Source organism: Arthrobacter sp. B2I5, assembly GCF_030816735.1.
Lineage (GTDB): Bacteria > Actinomycetota > Actinomycetes > Actinomycetales > Micrococcaceae > Arthrobacter.
In genome coordinates this window covers 2,117,204-2,133,048 of sequence record NZ_JAUSYF010000001.1, presented here as the reverse complement: position 1 = coordinate 2,133,048, position 15,845 = coordinate 2,117,204, and the positions used below count along the sequence as shown (strand labels likewise).

General features: G+C 66.2%; 16 protein-coding genes. 9 read left to right on the top strand and 7 right to left on the bottom strand.

Annotated features, from left to right (window positions below):
* Positions 1 to 55 precede the first annotated feature (55 nt).
* From QFZ60_RS10200 to QFZ60_RS10190, 3 genes are read right to left on the bottom strand one after another with little or no spacing between them, the layout of a single operon-like run.
* Complete coding sequence (locus QFZ60_RS10200; protein WP_307090227.1) at positions 56 to 1,036, bottom strand: heme A synthase; 981 nt, start codon at positions 1,034 to 1,036, stop codon at positions 56 to 58.
* Positions 1,037 to 1,043: 7 nt separating this feature from the next.
* The gene (locus QFZ60_RS10195) at positions 1,044 to 1,811 is read right to left on the bottom strand and encodes an ABC transporter permease (protein ID WP_307090225.1); all 768 of its coding nucleotides are present in this window, start codon (positions 1,809 to 1,811) and stop codon (positions 1,044 to 1,046) included.
* Complete coding sequence (locus tag QFZ60_RS10190; RefSeq protein ID WP_307090223.1) at positions 1,808 to 2,776, bottom strand: ABC transporter ATP-binding protein; 969 nt, start codon at positions 2,774 to 2,776, stop codon at positions 1,808 to 1,810. Before QFZ60_RS10190 ends, QFZ60_RS10195 begins: the two co-directional genes overlap by 4 nt.
* A 126-nt stretch (positions 2,777 to 2,902) precedes the next feature.
* Here QFZ60_RS10190 and QFZ60_RS10185 point away from each other — a divergent pair, with 126 nt between their 5' ends.
* The 6 genes from QFZ60_RS10185 (at position 2,903) to QFZ60_RS10160 (ending at position 8,055) form a co-directional block, all read left to right on the top strand.
* The gene (locus QFZ60_RS10185; protein WP_307090221.1) at positions 2,903 to 3,691 is read left to right on the top strand and encodes a metalloregulator ArsR/SmtB family transcription factor; all 789 of its coding nucleotides are present in this window, start codon (positions 2,903 to 2,905) and stop codon (positions 3,689 to 3,691) included.
* 11 nt (positions 3,692 to 3,702) lie between these two features.
* Positions 3,703 to 5,166: a Fe-S cluster assembly protein SufB gene (gene sufB / locus QFZ60_RS10180; protein ID WP_056333736.1), complete on the top strand. Its 1,464-nt coding sequence runs from the start codon at positions 3,703 to 3,705 to the stop codon at positions 5,164 to 5,166.
* A 2-nt stretch (positions 5,167 to 5,168) separates the two neighbouring features.
* Positions 5,169 to 6,452: a Fe-S cluster assembly protein SufD gene (gene sufD, locus QFZ60_RS10175; protein ID WP_142121736.1), complete on the top strand. Its 1,284-nt coding sequence runs from the start codon at positions 5,169 to 5,171 to the stop codon at positions 6,450 to 6,452.
* Between the two features lie 23 nt (positions 6,453 to 6,475).
* The gene (locus QFZ60_RS10170) at positions 6,476 to 6,835 is read left to right on the top strand and encodes a non-heme iron oxygenase ferredoxin subunit (RefSeq protein WP_056333741.1); all 360 of its coding nucleotides are present in this window, start codon (positions 6,476 to 6,478) and stop codon (positions 6,833 to 6,835) included.
* A gap of 80 nt (positions 6,836 to 6,915) precedes the next feature.
* A complete protein-coding gene (gene sufC / locus QFZ60_RS10165) occupies positions 6,916 to 7,710 on the top strand; it encodes a Fe-S cluster assembly ATPase SufC (RefSeq protein WP_307090217.1) in 795 nt (264 codons plus the stop codon).
* A gap of 12 nt (positions 7,711 to 7,722) precedes the next feature.
* The gene (locus tag QFZ60_RS10160; protein ID WP_307090216.1) at positions 7,723 to 8,055 is read left to right on the top strand and encodes a metal-sulfur cluster assembly factor; all 333 of its coding nucleotides are present in this window, start codon (positions 7,723 to 7,725) and stop codon (positions 8,053 to 8,055) included.
* Between the two features lie 139 nt (positions 8,056 to 8,194).
* Here QFZ60_RS10160 and QFZ60_RS10155 read toward each other — a convergent pair whose 3' ends face one another.
* Positions 8,195 to 9,076: a neutral zinc metallopeptidase gene (locus QFZ60_RS10155; RefSeq protein WP_142121740.1), complete on the bottom strand. Its 882-nt coding sequence runs from the start codon at positions 9,074 to 9,076 to the stop codon at positions 8,195 to 8,197.
* A gap of 58 nt (positions 9,077 to 9,134) precedes the next feature.
* On the opposite strand from QFZ60_RS10155, the gene QFZ60_RS10150 reads away from it, so the two are divergent.
* Together QFZ60_RS10150 and QFZ60_RS10145 are read left to right on the top strand one after the other, a co-directional pair.
* Positions 9,135 to 10,541 (top strand): class I adenylate-forming enzyme family protein, encoded by a 1,407-nt coding sequence (locus QFZ60_RS10150; protein WP_307090214.1) that lies wholly within the window; start codon positions 9,135 to 9,137, stop codon positions 10,539 to 10,541.
* The gene (locus QFZ60_RS10145; protein WP_307090213.1) at positions 10,504 to 11,733 is read left to right on the top strand and encodes a thiolase family protein; all 1,230 of its coding nucleotides are present in this window, start codon (positions 10,504 to 10,506) and stop codon (positions 11,731 to 11,733) included. The genes QFZ60_RS10150 and QFZ60_RS10145 overlap by 38 nt, the downstream gene beginning before the upstream one ends.
* Before the next feature lie 3 nt (positions 11,734 to 11,736).
* Here QFZ60_RS10145 and QFZ60_RS10140 read toward each other — a convergent pair whose 3' ends face one another.
* From QFZ60_RS10140 to QFZ60_RS10130, 3 genes are read right to left on the bottom strand one after another with little or no spacing between them, the layout of a single operon-like run.
* A complete protein-coding gene (locus QFZ60_RS10140) occupies positions 11,737 to 12,369 on the bottom strand; it encodes an energy-coupling factor transporter transmembrane protein EcfT (protein WP_307090212.1) in 633 nt (210 codons plus the stop codon).
* On the bottom strand, positions 12,366 to 13,097 hold the full coding sequence (locus QFZ60_RS10135) for an energy-coupling factor ABC transporter ATP-binding protein (protein ID WP_307090211.1): 732 nt from the start codon (positions 13,095 to 13,097) through the stop codon (positions 12,366 to 12,368). The genes QFZ60_RS10140 and QFZ60_RS10135 overlap by 4 nt, the downstream gene beginning before the upstream one ends.
* An 11-nt stretch (positions 13,098 to 13,108) precedes the next feature.
* Positions 13,109 to 13,753 carry a biotin transporter BioY gene (locus QFZ60_RS10130; protein ID WP_307090209.1) on the bottom strand — a complete coding sequence of 215 codons (645 nt, stop codon included), beginning with the start codon at positions 13,751 to 13,753 and terminating at the stop codon, positions 13,109 to 13,111.
* 622 nt (positions 13,754 to 14,375) lie between these two features.
* Between QFZ60_RS10130 and QFZ60_RS10125 the strand changes: the two genes are divergently transcribed.
* A complete protein-coding gene (locus QFZ60_RS10125) occupies positions 14,376 to 15,821 on the top strand; it encodes a hypothetical protein (RefSeq protein ID WP_307090207.1) in 1,446 nt (481 codons plus the stop codon).
* The last annotated feature ends 24 nt before the right edge of the window (positions 15,822 to 15,845 follow it).

Sequence of the window (15,845 nt, the reverse complement as noted above, 5' to 3'; positions counted from 1 at the left end):
GTCCGAAACCGGCAGGCGCCCCGGTCCCATCCGGGCCGGGGCGCCTGCCGCGCATTTATCGGGGAGCGTTCGCCTGCTTCTCTGTCCTGGAGGAGTCCAGGGGACTGGAACGGGCGATGTCCCAGGCGTTCGTTGACGCCGCCATCAACAGGGCGGCGCCGAGCATGTGGGCCGCCACCAGCAGCGCCGGAATGCCGTTGTAGTACTGCGTGAAGCCGATGATGGCCTGAAGCACGGTGACGCCCAGGAGGGCCAGGACGGCCGTCCGGAAAGGCCCCTTAATGCCACGCCTGAAGACCAGCACCAGGGCCACCAGCGTTCCGGCCGTGACCAGGTACGCCGGCACGGCATGGATGTGGGAGAACAGATCCCAGTCCAGGTCGTTGCGGGGAGCATCGGCGTCACCGGCATGCGGACCCGCCCCCGTGACCACCACACCAAGCATCACGGCGACGGCGGAGAAAAGGGCGACGGCGGACGCCACCGGGCGCAGGGCAGCGGGCAGCGCGGCGGGCCGGGAGGCAAGGAAGCGGCCGGTCCGTCCGAAGGCCCGGTTGACCAGCAGCGTGGCGAATACCACCAGCGCCATGGAAACCAGGAAGTGCAGCCCAACCACCCATGGGTTGAGGTTGGTGAGGACTGTGACGCCGCCAATCACCGCCTGGGCGGGAATGCTGGCCAGCAGGCCCAGGGCCAGGAGGAAGAGATCCTTGCGTTCCTTCCGCAGGTTCCACAGGTACACCAGCATCAGGGCAGCAACGGCGGCCAGCGCGAACGTCAGGAGTCGGTTACCGAACTCGATGAAGCCATGGATCCCCATTTCAGGGGTGTTTACCAGCGAATCCGTGGTGCACCGGGGCCAGGTGGGGCAGCCGAGGCCTGATGCCGTCAGGCGAACGGCGCCGCCGGTGACCACCAGGAGCGTCTGCCCGATCAGGGAGGCGACGGCGAGGCGGCGGATCCTGGCGTCCACGGTGCGTGGGAGCCGCGATGCCAGGCGGCCGGCGAGCTGGGGGAGGCGTGAAGCCGTGGTCACGATTATCTCAATTCCACTTGAACCAACGGATGGCTGCGGCTCCGGCGATAACCGTCCAGAGCAGCAGGATGAGGGCAGCGCCGCCGTTGACGGCGCCATCCAGGAAGGCGGCCCGCATTGATTCGCCCAGCGCGCCGGACGGCAGGAAGTGCACAATGGCCTGCGCCGCGGCAGGCAGTCTTTCGGCGGGGATCACGATGCCGCCCAGTGCGCCGAGGAGGATCCACAGCAGGTTGGTGATGGCCAGCGTGGCCTCCGGCCGGACTGTTCCGGCCACCAGCAGACCCAGGGCAGTGAAAGCCGCCGCGCCCAGGGCGAGCAGTGCCAGCCCCGGGAGCCAGCCCGCCGCCGTCGGCTGCCATCCCAGCGCCAGGGCTACCAGCCCCACCACCACCACCTGAAGGCACAGGACGGCCAGGACCGAAAGGACCTTGCCGGCAATAAGGCCGCCACGGCCCAGCGGCGTGGTGGACAGGAACCGGAGCACGCCGTAGCGGCGGTCGAAGCCGGTGGCGATGCCCTGGCCGGTGAACGCGGTGGACATCGCGCACAGCGCGAGGATACCCGGAACCGCCACGTTGATGCGGCTGGAGCCCATCCCGTCCAGGAAAGGGGTCACCGTCAGGCCGACCAGGGCCAGCAGCGGCAGCACCACTGCAAGGATGAGCTGTTCGCCGTTCCGCAGCATGGTCAGTGCCTCATACTTGCCCTGCAGCAGGACGCGGCGCAGCAGGGAGGCCGGCTGCTGCATCTCCCGCGTTGCTGCCGTGCTCATCGGATGTCCTTTCCTGAAATGTCCAAAAAGACGTCTTCAAGGCTACGCGCCTGGAGGCTCATTGATGCGGGCATGACGCCCTTCGCTTCCCACCACTGGGCCAGCGCGGCGAGGTGGCGCGGGGTCAGGGCGCCGGTGACGGTGTAGCTTCCGGCGCGGGATTCTGAAACATCCACGCCATCCGGCAGCACCGCGGCCACATCCAGGCCGGCCGGTGCCTCGAACACCAACGTCCGGATGTGCTCGCCGCCTTGGCTGGCTGCCGGGCTGCGCTGCAGCAGCTCCTGCACTGTTCCCTCGGCAACGTTGCGGCCGCCGTCGATGATGTACACGTAGTCCGCCAGGCGCTGGGCGTCGTCCATGAGGTGGGTGGTGAGGATGATCCCCATCCCGCTGTCCCGCAGCTCGGCGATCAGGTCGAAGACGAGCTGCCGGGACTGCGGGTCCAGTCCGGCGCTCGGCTCGTCCAGGAAGAGGACTTCCGGCCTGCCGATGAGGGCGGCCGCGAGAGCCAGGCGCTGTTTCTGGCCGCCGGACAGCCTGCGGACGCTGGTCCGGCTGAAGGTGTCGATGCCCAGCCTGCCCACCAGGTCCTCCAAAGGCCAAGGGCGGGCATACAGCCCTGCGATGTGCCGCAGCAGCGGCAAGGGCCTTGCCGACGGCGGGAGGCCACCGTCCTGCAGCATCACACCGACGCGGGAACGCAGGTCAGCGCCTGCCGCAGCAGGGTCCTGCCCCAGCAGCGAAATGCTGCCGCCGTTGCGCTTCTGCAGGCCCTGCGCGCATTCGAGTGTGGTGGTCTTTCCGGCGCCGTTCGCGCCCAGGAGCGCGGTTACCTGTCCACGCTCCGCGATAAGTGAAACGCCGCTGACAACCCTGAGCATCTTTCCGTCCAGGCTGGAAAGGGGGCCAACGTCCTTGATGAGCCCATGGATGGACAGGACGGGGGACTGGGGGAATCGCACCACAGTATTCTACGGGATGTAGTATTTCCCGACGTCCGACGCGGTTATGCGGCACTGGCAGCCAAGGTCAGCCTGTCCTTACTGGAGTGCGGGACTAAATTACGACATGATTGTGTTGTGTATTCCATGACCAACGCTACAGCTGTGCCCGTGGCCGGAGCCGCGGCATCCAGTCCTGTCGCTGATGCCGACGAGCGGACCCGGGACCGGGTCCTCGCTGCCGTCCTGGAACACGGACCCGTCAGTGCGGCCGAGCTCGGAGACATGCTGGGGTTCACCCCGGCCGCAGTCCGGCGCCACCTGGACCACCTCTCCCGTGCCGGCGTCATCGAGGTCAAGAAGGTGGCCAAGCCCGGAGCGGGTGCCGGTCGTCCCGCCCGACGCTACGTCCTCAGCTCCCAGGGTCAATCCAGCCTGGGCAACGACTACCTGGACATCGCCGCCCTTGCGCTGCAGCAGCTGCAAAAGATGGCCGGCCCGGACGCCGTGCGCGCCTTCGCCGAGGAGCGTTTTGCGGATATGGAGCGCCGCTACGCACCTGAAATCGAGCAGGCCGGACCGGACATCCGGGACCGTGCCAATGCACTCGCAGCCGCCCTGACCCGCGACAACTTCGTGGCCTCCGCCGCGTCCATCGAGGCAAAGGCGCCGCTGCCCGCGGCGCTCTCGAGCGTGCAGCTCTGCCAGGGGCACTGCCCCATCCAGCAGCTGGCGGCCCGCTTCCCGGTGTTCTGCGACGTCGAAACCGAAGTTTTCTCAAGGTTGGTGGGCGTTGACGTCCGACGCCTCTCCACCCTGGCGCGCGGCGGCCACGTCTGCACCACCCACATTCCTACAGGCAGGCTGTCTGCCAAGCCGGTCACTGCGCCGGCCGCAGCCCCCGCCAGCCTGGACGAAGTAACCAACCATCAGTAAGAAAGGCCGTGATGACGGACCAACTATCAGAGAAAGCAGTAGCCGAAAACACTGTGATCTCGGAGATTCTGGAAAAGAATCCCGAGCTCCACGGCATCGGCAACTACGAGTACGGGTGGGCTGACAAGAACGACGTCGGCGCCAACGCACGCCGTGGGCTCAGCGAAGAAGTAGTCCGGGACATTTCGGCCAAGAAGAGCGAGCCGGAGTGGATGCTTGACCTGCGCCTCAAGGGCCTGAAGTACTTCGACCGCAAGCCCATGCCCACCTGGGGTGCGGACCTGTCGGGCATCGACTTCGACAACATCAAGTACTTCGTCCGTTCCACCGAGAAGCAGGCTGCCTCCTGGGACGACCTCCCCGAGGACATCAAGAACACCTACGACAAGCTGGGCATCCCGGAGGCCGAGAAGCAGCGCCTGGTTTCCGGCGTCGCCGCCCAGTACGAGTCCGAGGTTGTCTACCACCAGCTGCGCGAGGACCTTGAGCGGCAGGGCGTCATCTTCCTGGACACCGACACCGCGTTGAAGGAACACCCGGAGATCTTCCAGGAGTACTTCGGCACCGTGATCCCCGTGGGCGACAACAAGTTCGCCTCGCTGAACACGGCTGTGTGGTCCGGCGGCTCGTTCGTGTATGTCCCCAAGGGCGTCCACGTGGACATCCCCCTTCAGGCGTACTTCCGCATCAACACCGAGAACATGGGCCAGTTCGAGCGGACCCTGATCATCGCCGATGAGGACTCCTACGTCCACTACATCGAGGGCTGCACGGCACCGATCTACACGTCGGACTCGCTGCACTCCGCCGTGGTGGAAATCATCGTGAAGAAGGGCGCCCGCGTCCGCTACACCACCATCCAGAACTGGTCCAACAACGTGTACAACCTGGTGACCAAGCGTGCCATCTGCGAAGAAGGCGCCACCATGGAGTGGGTCGACGGCAACATCGGCTCCAAGGTCACCATGAAGTACCCGGCTGTCTACCTCGTGGGCGAGCACGCCAAGGGTGAAACCCTGTCCATCGCGTTCGCCGGCGAAGGCCAGCACCAGGACACGGGCTCCAAGATGGTGCACATCGCGCCGAACACCAAGAGCTCCATCATCTCCAAGTCGGTGGCCCGCGGCGGCGGCCGTGCAGCCTACCGCGGCCTGGTCCAGGTCCGTGAAGGTGCCAAGCACTCGGCCAACACCGTGCGCTGCGACGCGCTGCTGGTGGACACCATCAGCCGTTCGGACACCTACCCTTACATCGACATCCGCGAGGACGACGTTGTGATGGGCCACGAGGCAACTGTTTCCCGGGTCAGCGAAGAGCAGCTGTTCTACCTGATGTCCCGCGGCATGCGCGAAGACGAAGCCATGGCGATGATCGTGCGCGGCTTCATCGAGCCGATTGCCCGCGAGCTCCCCATGGAGTACGCACTTGAGCTGAACCGCCTCATTGAACTGCAGATGGAAGGGTCCGTCGGATAACGATGACTGAAATCACTACCGAAAAGGCACGCATCGGCGCGCCCTCAGCCCAGCCGTTCATCGACGGCTTCACCGAAGAGGGCGAGAGCCTCTCGCCGATCAACGCCAACGGCAAGGCCCCGCTTGCGGGCGCTTCAGCCAAGAGCCACTCCCACGGCGGCGGCGTCGGCGTACCGGACAGCTCACGCGCCGGCCGGCTGACGTCCTACAAGCTCGCTGACTTCAAGCCGCTCACCGGCATGGAGGAGGACTGGCGTTTCACCCCGCTCAAGCGCCTCCGCGGCCTGCATTCCGAGGTCCTGTCCGGCGCGGCGCCCACCGTGATCGTCAAGGGCCCGGAAGGCGTCGTTGTCGAGGGCGTCGGCCGCGACGACCAGCGGATCGGTACCGCCGGCATCCCCGAGGACCGCGTCTCCGCCAACGCCTGGGAGAATTTCGCCCAGGCCACCGTGGTGACCATCCCCGCGGAGTTCGAAGCGTTGACGGAGATCACCATCGACGTCGAAGGCACGTCCCTGGACGCCGCCGCCCAGCACCTCGTGATTGTTGCGGAAAAGTTCTCCAAGGCTGTTGTGGTCCTGAACCACAAGGGCTCCGCCGTGGTTTCGGAAAACGTTGAAATCATCGTCGAAGACGGTGCCAACCTCACGGTTGTCTCGCTCCAGGAATGGAACGACGACGCTGTCCACGCCTCCTCCCAGCAGGCAAAGATCGGCCGTGACGCCAAACTCAAGCACGTCATGGTGAGCCTTGGCGGGGACCTGGTGCGCGTCACGCCGTCGGCCCGCTTCACCGCCCCCGGTGGCGAGGCCGAACTGTTCGGCCTGTACTTCGCCGACGCCGGCCAGCACCTTGAGCAGCGTCTCTTCGTGGACCACGCGGTACCCAACTGCAAGTCCAACGTCCTCTACAAGGGTGCCCTGCAGGGCCGCAACGCCCACGCTGTCTGGGTTGGTGACGTCCTGATCCGCAAGGAAGCAGAAGGCACCGACACTTACGAGGCCAACCGCAACCTGCTGCTCACCGACGGTGCCCGCGCCGACTCGGTGCCCAACCTCGAAATCGAGACAGGGCTCATCGAGGGTGCAGGCCACGCCAGCGCCACCGGCCGGATGGATGACGAGCACCTGTTCTACCTGATGGCCCGCGGCATCCCCGAGGATGTTGCCCGCCGACTGGTGGTCCGGGGCTTCCTGAACGAAATCATCCAGCAGATCAAGGTCCCCTCCATCGAGGAACGGTTGACCGAGGCTGTTGAGCACGAACTCGCACTGACGGACAACTAGAAGCTACGGAGCACGGTTTTCAGATGACTGACCAGCCAAAGGGCGAGCTTGTCTGCAAGGTGGACGAAATCCAGGTGAAGCAGGCGCTGCGGATCCTGATCGACGACTACCCTGTGGCGATCGTCAAGGATTCCATGGGGGAGATCCACGCGATCGGCGACACCTGCTCGCACGCGGACATTTCACTGTCCGAAGGTGACGTGGATGGCTGCACCATCGAGTGCTGGGGCCATGGCTCGCAGTTCGACCTCCGCAGCGGCCAGCCGCTGCAGCTGCCCGCCTACGATCCCGTCCCGGTATTCGCCGTCGAGATCGCAGGGGATGAGGTCTACGTGGATGTCACCAACGTCCTCAACGGCGCCGAAGCTCCGAACTTCAGCTAGCACCACAGAATTACGAACCACACTTCCAGACACAGAGCGCACCGCAGCCGGCAGGCGCGGCGCAGAGGAGAACAAGACATATGTCTACTCTTGAGATCAAGGACCTGCACGTCAGCATTGAGACGGAACAGGGCACCAAGGAAATCCTGAAGGGCGTCAGCCTGACCATCCGCACCGGCGAAACCCACGCCATCATGGGCCCCAACGGCTCCGGCAAGTCCACCCTGGCCTCCACCATCGCCGGGCACCCCCGCTACAACGTCACCAGCGGCTCCATCAGCCTGGACGGCGAGGACGTCCTGGAGATGAGCGTGGACGAGCGTGCCCGCGCCGGCGTCTTCCTGGCCATGCAGTACCCGGTGGAGGTCCCCGGTGTCAGCATGACCAACTTCCTGCGTACCGCGAAGACCGCCATCGACGGCGAAGCCCCCAAGCTGCGCACCTGGACCAAGGACGTCAAGGCTGCCATGGAGCAGCTGCGCATCGACGCTGACTTCGCCCAGCGCAACGTCAACGAAGGCTTCTCCGGCGGTGAGAAGAAGCGCGTGGAGATCCTGCAGCTGGAACTCTTCAAGCCCAAATTCGCCATCCTGGACGAGACCGACTCGGGCCTGGACGTAGACGCGCTGAAGGTTGTTTCCGAAGGCGTCAACCGCGCACATGCGGAAGGCAACATGGGCACCCTGCTCATCACGCACTACACGCGCATCCTTCGCTACATCAAGCCTGACTTCGTCCACGTGTTCGTGGACGGACAGGTTGTCGAGGAGGGCGGCCCCGAGCTGGCCGACCGCCTCGAGGAAGAAGGCTACGACCGCTACGCCAAGGGCGCCGGCGCTGCCACCGTCGCCGCCGAAGCCGCAGTACAGGCCTAGTTAGGACTTGCCATGACCGAAATCAAGCCGGCCCGTACGGCCCTGGAGGACGTCGAAGAGGCGCTCAAGGACGTCATCGATCCTGAGCTTGGCGTCAACGTGGTGGACCTCGGGCTGTTGTACGGCCTGAAGTACTCCGACGACGACGGTGCGCTCCTGATCGACATGACGCTCACCACCGCCGCCTGCCCGCTCACCGATGTGCTCGAGGAGCAGGTAGGCCAGGCCCTGGACGGCGTCGTGGACGATTGGCGTCTCAACTGGGTATGGATGCCGCCATGGGGTCCCGAGCGGATCACCGACGATGGCAAGGACCAGATGAGGGCCCTCGGCTTCAACATCTAGTCCCCACGGCTTTAGTACGGCGACGGCGGGTCACCTTCCCTGGGAAGGTGGCCCGCCGTCGTCGTTCCCACCGCCATCGACTGCTCCGTACCTGTCGTTATCAGGCGTGAAAACGACAGGTGGGGAGCAATCGATGGGGTTAGAGGGTGGCGGCGCTGAAGGTGTCGCACTGCTTGATGTCGCCGGACTGGTAGCCCCGGGTGAACCAGCGCTGGCGTTCCTCGCTGGAACCGTGCGTCCAGCCCTCGGGGGAGACCCTGCCGGTGGCTGCCTTCTGGATCCGGTCGTCGCCCACGGACGCGGCGGCGGACAAGGCATCGTTCACGTCCTGCTGGGTAAGGGGTTCCAGGTACGGCTGGCCCGTGGCGGGGTTCGGCGTGGTGGAAGCGTACTTGGCCCACAGACCTGCATAGCAGTCGGCCTGCAGTTCGGTGCGGACGGAACCGGACTCCGGTCCCTGCGGATCCTGCTGCGCCCGCCCCAGGTCGCCGAGGATGTTCTGGATGTGGTGGCCGAATTCGTGGGCTACCACGTACTCCTGGGCCAGGGGGCCGCCGGAGGAACCAAAGCGGTCCACCAGTTCCTGGAAAAAGCCGGGATCGAAGTATGCGGTGGTGTCCGTGGGGCAGTAGAAGGGGCCCACCTCGGATGTTGCGGACCCGCACCCGGTGTTGGTGCCGCCGCTGAAGATCACTGCCTCCGGACGGGGGTACTGCACGTTGTACTGCTTCAGGTAGCCGGGCCAGAACGCATTGAGGCTGTTGACGGTGCCGGTGATCCGGCAGTCAAGGCGCGCATCGGCGTCCGCACCGGTGGTGCAGGCCGGTGCCGTGCCCTGCGACTGTCCTGCGGTTCCGCCGTCAGTCAGGCCTCCGAGCATGTTGGGGTTGATGCCCAGCAGGAGTGCAACGAGCAGCACCAGGCCGCCACCGATTCCGCCGCCGATCTTCACGCCGGTGCCCATGCCCCGCCGGTCCTGGACCTGGGAGGGATCAAGCTGCACGTTGTCATTGAAACTCATATCGTCACAATACCCGCGGGCCGGGGGCTCAACCCATGGCGGCCGGTAAAGTTGGTTCGTGCCTTTCCTCGACAAGATCCAGCTCTGGGCTGGGCAACGGCCGCACGACACCGCCGTGGTGATCGCCGGGCGGCGCCTGGCCTGGGATGAGCTGGTGGATTCCGCCGCCGGACTGGTGCCGGAGACGAAGTCACTCACCACCTTGTGCGAGTCCAACTCCGTGGATTTCGCCGTAAAGTTCGCTGCAGCCGTGGCGGGCAGCCGCCAGTGCGCAGTCCTGGACCCGTCCTGGCCCGCACCCCTGCAGGAGGACATTGTCCGGCGGGTGGAGGCTTGCGCCGTTCCGGCCCCGGTCTCCCCGGATGACGGCCTGGCTGACGGCCCTCCTGACGCCTGCTTCCTCATCGGACTGACCTCCGGCACCACTTCCGTGCCCAAGGCATTCACGCGTTCCCGGCGGTCGTGGCAGCAGTCCTTCGATGCTTCGATCGAGTTTTTCGGACTCCGGCAGGATGATGTCACCCTTGCGCCCGGCCCGCTGGCCGCCAGCCTGAACCTCTATGCCCTGGCCGAATGCCTTTACGCCGGGTCCGAGTTCCAGACGCTGGAAACGTTCGACGTCGGCGACGTCCACGCTGCCATCACGTACGACAGAGTCACCCGGCTGGTCCTGGTGCCCACCATGCTGCGGATGCTCAGCGAACGGGGGATGACGGGGTGCGTCGACGCGTCCGGAATCCGCACCATCATCTGTGCCGGCTCCAAGCTCGACGCCCGCACCCTGGAAGCGGCCCGTCGCTGGGCTCCCAACGCCACCATTTACGAGTACTACGGCGCCTCCGAGCTGAGCTTCGTCTCCGGCCTTGGCCTGGTCCCTGGGGAGGACGCCGCCGCGGGCGGCACCGGAATCGGGCGGCCCTTTCCCGGCGTCGACGTCCGGATCCTGGACGACGACGGCATCGTGGTTCCGGCCGGTGGCTACGGCAACATCTGCGTCCGCAGCGGCATGGTGAGCAACGGTTACCTGTGGGGCGATGACGGCGAGGCGCTGCGGTCCTTTGGCGACTGGTACACGGTGGGGGACCAGGGCTACCTTCTGGACGGGGAGCTGCACATCCTTGGCCGCCGCGCCGACATGATCCTTACCGCCGGAAGGAACGTCTACCCGCACGAGGTGGAACTGGCGCTGGCAGCAGTCCCCGGCGTTGCGGCAGCGGTGGCCGCCGGCATGCCGGACGATCTGCGGGGCCAGCGGATAGTTGCTGGAGTGGTGGCCTCCCATGGCGGGCTTACCGCAACGCAGCTGCGGGCCGGGCTGGAGGACATCCTGTCCCGGCACAAGCGGCCCCTGCAGTACTACCTCCTGCCGGAACTTCCCACCACGGACCGCGGAAAGGTCAGCCGGAGCCTGCTGATGGAGTGGATCAATGCCCGGGACCCCAGGGTACGGGCCCTTGGCGGCTGACGTCCGGCCGGCCGGGCTCCTGCCGGCGGACCGCCAGCCCGTGATCATCGCAGCGCGCCGGACCCCGGTGTGCCCGGTCAACGGAGCCCTGCGGACCCTCCGGGCACATGAACTGCTGGCGCCGGTCCTGCGCAACCTTGTAGCCGAACTGTCATTGGATCCGGAGTCGGTCGCCGACGTCGTGATCGGCAACGCCGTGGGCGGCGGCGGAAACGTGGCCAGGCTCGCCCTGCTGGAGGCGGGACTGCCCGTCACCGTGCCCGGGATCACCGTGGACCGGCAATGCGGCTCAGGCCTGGACGCCATCGTCTTCGCCGCACGGCTGGTTGCTGCCGGTGGCAGCCCGCTCTACCTGGCAGGGGGAGCGGAGAGCACCAGCACCGCACCCCTGCGCGCCCACCGGAAGGACGACGGCGGCCCGGAGTTCTACCGCCGCGCCCAGTTTGTGCCTGCGGGCTTTGGCGATCCGGACATGGGCGTCGCGGCGGAAACGGTGGCGGCGGAATACGGTGTGGGCAGGGACCGCCAGGATGCCTTTGCGCTGGCCAGCCACCGGAAAGCGCTCGCGGCGCTCAGCGAGGGGCGGTTTGCAGACGAAATTGTGCCGCTGGCCACAGCTGCCGGGACTGTTTCAACCGATGGCGGGCCGCGCGCCGGCCTCACCCCCGCCATCATGGCCCGGTTCCCAGCCGCCTTCGTGCCGGGGGGAACTGTCACCGCCGGAAATTCCTGCTTTGACGCGGACGCAGCATCCGCCGTCGTCATCACCTCCCTTGAGCGCGCGCGCCAATTAGGGGTGCACGATGGCCTGCTGGTACACGGGACAGGCACCGCGGGTGTGGCTCCGCAGGTGCTGGGGATTGGTGCTGCCCCCGCTGCCCGTGAGGTCCTCGCCGGAGTCGGTGTATCCGCCGGGGAGGTGGACCTGGTGGAATTCAATGAGGCCTTCGCATCCCAGACCCTTGCCTGCCTGGACCAGCTGGGCATTGATGCCGGGCGGGTGAACCTGGACGGCGGCGCGCTGGCGCTGGGGCATGCCTATGGTGCGTCCGGGGCGGTCCTGGTGACGCGGCTGCTGGCCCAGGCGCGGAGGGCGGGCGTTCCGGGAACGTTGGGGCTGGCGATGATCAGCATGGCCGGCGGGATGGGAACCGCGGCACTGCTTGAGTACTGCGTGCCGGCACAAGCCTGATTGTCAGGCTGGCTGGTCTTCGGCCTCGCCCAGGCCGCGGGCTGCGAGCGCTTCACCGGTTTGGCGGGCGTAGGCCACGGAGGTGATGAACACCGGGAGGACCAGGGCCCGGGGGTTGCGCTCCAGCCCCCTGGCCCGGGCGGAGTCCCGGACGTCGGCGAACGTGCCGGCGATGAACGGGATGCTCCGCAGCATGATGCCAATGGTCAGGGCGAAGCGTTCCGGATCGGCGCCCAGCCTTTTGAATGGACGCGCCACCCGGACAACGCCATCCAACAACCGCTGAATGGGCGTGGTAGCCGTGAGAAGGGAGGCGGCCACCACGCAGACCAGGATGTTCAGCACGATCCGCGCCGCGGTGGGTCCGCCCAGCTGCCACCACTGGAAGAGGCCGATGGCCAGCAGCACCGCAGCGAGCGGCCGGACGGCACCCCACAGCCGCTTCACGCCGGCGCCGGCCAACAGGAACAGGCCGGTAAGAACGGCCAGCACGGCTGCCGAAATACGCCAGTCCACGATGATGAAGGACGCAAGCCCGCAGGCGAAGACCAGTGTGAACTTCAGCGCCAGTGGCGTCCGGTGCAGGAGGGAATTGCCCGGCACATAGTTGGCCAGGAGGAATCCGTGGCCCCTCATTGGGCGTCCCGGGCTGCGTGGTTAAGCCCGTGGAGGCACCACGAACGGTAGGCTGCCACGGCTTCGGCGGGGGCGCCGTCGAATGCCACGCGACCCGCTTCGATGACCAGGACACGGTCCATCTCCAGGGCCAGGTCAAGGTCATGGGTGGACATAATGATCTGCTGGTCCAGGGTGGCAAGTGTCCTGCGGAGCAGCTCGCGGTTGCGCAGGTCAAGCAGCGTGGAGGGTTCATCCAGGACCAGCACCGCCGGGTCAACGGCGAGCACGGCGGCGAGCGCCATCAGTTGCCGTTCGCCGCCGGACAGCTCGTAGATGCTCTGGTCCGCCAGGTGAAGCAGTCCCAGCCGGTCAAGCGCCGCCTCAGCCTGGCGGCGCCGCTCCGGGCCGTTCTTCACGGAGCGGCGCAAGGACAACTCCACGTCCTCCCTGCCGGTGGGCATCACCAGCTGGGAGAGGGGATCTGTGAAGACGAAGCCGACGTTCCGCCTGACTTTCCGCACGGCACGCACTGTGTCGTCGCCGTCGACCGTCACCCTGCCGTTGGTTGGCTGGATGAGCCCGTTGACCAGGCGCAGCAGCGTGGATTTGCCGGAGCCGTTGGCTCCGATGATGCCCACGCGTGCTTCCTCGAGCCGGAGGGTCACTGCGTCGAGGAGGACTTTGGGTTGCGGGGAGTTCTCCGTTTCGACGGCGACGGACACCTGGTCAAAGGTCACTGTGGGCATGGCGATGGGTCCTAGCCGCTTTCGGATGCCACGGCACGGCGGCGCACACGGCGCACAAGGACGTCGGGGAAGGCTCTGTGAAGCGCGACGGCGATGACGGCCGCGAGGACATTCTTGATGATGTCCCCCGGGTAGAAGATGAGGTCGCTGAGGAAGGCCTGCTCCAGGGTGGCCTTGGAGTTAAGGGCGATGCCCACGATGCCCAGCGAGTGCACCACCACGATGCTGGTGACCGTGGCGGACAGGAAGAACCAGAGGGCGCGGGCCCTGGTGGTGCGCTTGATCACCACGGTGGCCAGCCATCCCACGACGCCCGCGGCGATGGGGAAGGCGATGATGTAACCGGCGGAGGGGCCGGCAAGGATGCCCAGGCCGCTGCGGCCCTGGCTGAAGATGGGGAGGCCGGCAAGGCCGAGGAGGGTGTAAAGGCCGACGGCGGCGAACCCGCGCGCCGGGCCCAGCACCAGGCCGGTGAGCATGACGGCAAGTGTCTGGAAGGTGATGGGGACGCCGAAGCCGTTCAGGGCCAGACCCGGCACCAGGGCTGCGCCGGCTACGAGGGCGGCAAAAACGGCGATGAGACCCAGGTCCGTGCCGTTCCAGCGGCGGCGCTCCGTCCGCGGGCTGTTCTTGGGGGTGGTGTCGGTGTTGCTCATTGGGGTCCTGTCGGGGTTGTACAAGCGGAATCTAATGTACAGCCGACGCTACCGGGGTGGAACGGGGCCCATTTTGTAGGGGACCTACTAAGCAGGGGGCCGACGGCTTTGGGCTGGGCACAAGGACCCTCCAAATGGTCCGGCATTTGCCGGGGCGAACCTTTGAAGGAGGCCGGAGAGACGGAGGTTCCCTCTCCACTTAGAGCTTCGAGCATCGGAGGCCCGGGCCGCTTCCCCGCACGGGGAGAAGGGTAAAGCTGGGACTTCTCGGCCTGATCATTCGGGACCACTCATGGCCTTCCCTGCTGTGCAGAGCTCACAACTTAGAGGCGCCACTCGGAACAAAGGATTTCAAGAGTCGGATGAACGGTGAAACAAACATAGAGTCTGCCCTGTCTGGCGGCAGAGCTGGCCGAGTGGGATAATCCGGTCATCCGTAGAAAAGGGGGCCATTATGGCCGGCCTTGGTGCCCTTCAACCTGGCCGCCGCTCCCGGGCATCCATCACCCGGCTCCTGGCAGCATTACTTGTACTTGCACTCGGCGTGCTGTTCGCTCCGCCCGCCGGGGCAGTGGACTACGGACATGACGTCTCGTGGCCACAGTGTCCAGGAGGTCTTCCGATGCCACCCGAAGACACGGAATTCGTGGTCGTGGGGTTGACGAGGGGGCTCGCGTTCACGGAAAACCCCTGCCTGGCCGGGCAGTACCAGTGGGTGCGCGACCACGGTGTCCGGGCCCAGGCTTACGCCATGGGTACATTCCCGACCACCGTGCAGTACGACACCTATGGCGACGACGGCCCCCTGCCCGCAAACACCAGGCCGGACCGGCTGTACAACGTCGGGTACGCCGAGGGCAGTGCTGCTCTCGCGTCCCTCGTTGAGGTGGGGTGGCGGCCGGAGAGAATCTGGGTCGACGTCGAACCCCGTCCGCAACAGCCCTGGCCAAGCTCTACGCCGGCCCAGCGGCAGGAGAACCGGTACGTCATCTCCGGGCTCCTGGCCGCCCTGGAGAATGCCGGGTACCCTCACGGGATTTACTCCTACGTTAGCGCTTGGGAGGTCATCACCGGATCGTGGCAGCTTCCCGACGAGCCAGTCTGGTCACCGGCAGGGCGTCTCGACTTCCCCAGTGAAGCATCGGATCTCTGTGTGAATCCCAGCTTCTCGGGTGGCACGGTCCACCTCGCGCAATGGACCGACGGCACCTACGACCACGACATGACGTGCATCGGGGTCTACCAGGCCCACGTTGCGACGATCGGCTGGCAGCCGAGCATCTCGGACGGCGCCACCGCCGGAACAACTGGCCGTGCACTGCCTCTGGAGGCGTTGCGCTTGTCGGTGGCAGGAGACCGCCTGTCGGGTGACATCCTGTGGCGGGGCCACGTGCAGAACATGGGCTGGCAGCAATGGACGACGTCAGCGTCCCCGGTTGGCACGGTCGGTCTCGGTTTGCGCCTGGAAGCGTTCGAGGTGCGGTTGACGGGGAATCTGGCCTCGAAGTACAGCGTCAGGTATCGCGCGCACGTCCAGAACGTCGGGTGGCAACCGTATGCTATCGACGGAGCCACGGCCGGCATCGTCGGGCAAGGTCTTCGGATGGAGGCCGTGACGATCGAGTTGGTTCCGAAGGTCGCGCCGGCATTCACTGCCGTGTACGCCGCCCACGTCCAGAACCTCGGCTGGATGCCGAACGTTTCGGATGGGACCGTCGGGGGGACCACGGGTGAGGCCCTTCGGTTGGAGGCGTTGCGCCTGAACGTGTCCAGCACCGCCTACGCCGGTGACATCCAGTGGCGGGGGCATGTGCAGAACATCGGCTGGCAGCCGTGGACGTCCTCCGCCAATTTTATCGGCACCACGGGCCAAGGGCTGCGTTTGGAAGGGTTTGAAATCAGGCTTACCGGTGAGATGGCGAACCATTACAGGATCTACTACCGCGCGCACGTGCAAGATCTGGGCTGGCAGTCATGGGTCGCCGACGGCGGAACGGCGGGCACGTCGGGTCTTGGCAAACGGATCGAGGCCGTACAGATCCTCCTCGCACCCAGAACCGGCGGCTAGTCTGGCAGCAACTTGGTAACGTGT

Coding starts and splice junctions, on each gene's coding strand:
- sufC (WP_307090217.1), top strand. CDS start 6,916: ATGTCTACTCTTGAGATCAAGGACCTGCACGTCAGCATTGAGACGGAA.
- QFZ60_RS10185 (WP_307090221.1), top strand. CDS start 2,903: ATGACCAACGCTACAGCTGTGCCCGTGGCCGGAGCCGCGGCATCCAGT.
- QFZ60_RS10160 (WP_307090216.1), top strand. CDS start 7,723: ATGACCGAAATCAAGCCGGCCCGTACGGCCCTGGAGGACGTCGAAGAG.
- QFZ60_RS10145 (WP_307090213.1), top strand. CDS start 10,504: ATGCCCGGGACCCCAGGGTACGGGCCCTTGGCGGCTGACGTCCGGCCG.
- QFZ60_RS10130 (WP_307090209.1), bottom strand. CDS start 13,753: ATGAGCAACACCGACACCACCCCCAAGAACAGCCCGCGGACGGAGCGC.
- QFZ60_RS10125 (WP_307090207.1), top strand. CDS start 14,376: ATGCCACCCGAAGACACGGAATTCGTGGTCGTGGGGTTGACGAGGGGG.
- QFZ60_RS10135 (WP_307090211.1), bottom strand. CDS start 13,097: ATGCCCACAGTGACCTTTGACCAGGTGTCCGTCGCCGTCGAAACGGAG.
- QFZ60_RS10195 (WP_307090225.1), bottom strand. CDS start 1,811: ATGAGCACGGCAGCAACGCGGGAGATGCAGCAGCCGGCCTCCCTGCTG.
- QFZ60_RS10140 (WP_307090212.1), bottom strand. CDS start 12,369: ATGAGGGGCCACGGATTCCTCCTGGCCAACTATGTGCCGGGCAATTCC.
- QFZ60_RS10155 (WP_142121740.1), bottom strand. CDS start 9,076: ATGAGTTTCAATGACAACGTGCAGCTTGATCCCTCCCAGGTCCAGGAC.
- sufD (WP_142121736.1), top strand. CDS start 5,169: ATGACTGAAATCACTACCGAAAAGGCACGCATCGGCGCGCCCTCAGCC.
- QFZ60_RS10170 (WP_056333741.1), top strand. CDS start 6,476: ATGACTGACCAGCCAAAGGGCGAGCTTGTCTGCAAGGTGGACGAAATC.
- sufB (WP_056333736.1), top strand. CDS start 3,703: ATGACGGACCAACTATCAGAGAAAGCAGTAGCCGAAAACACTGTGATC.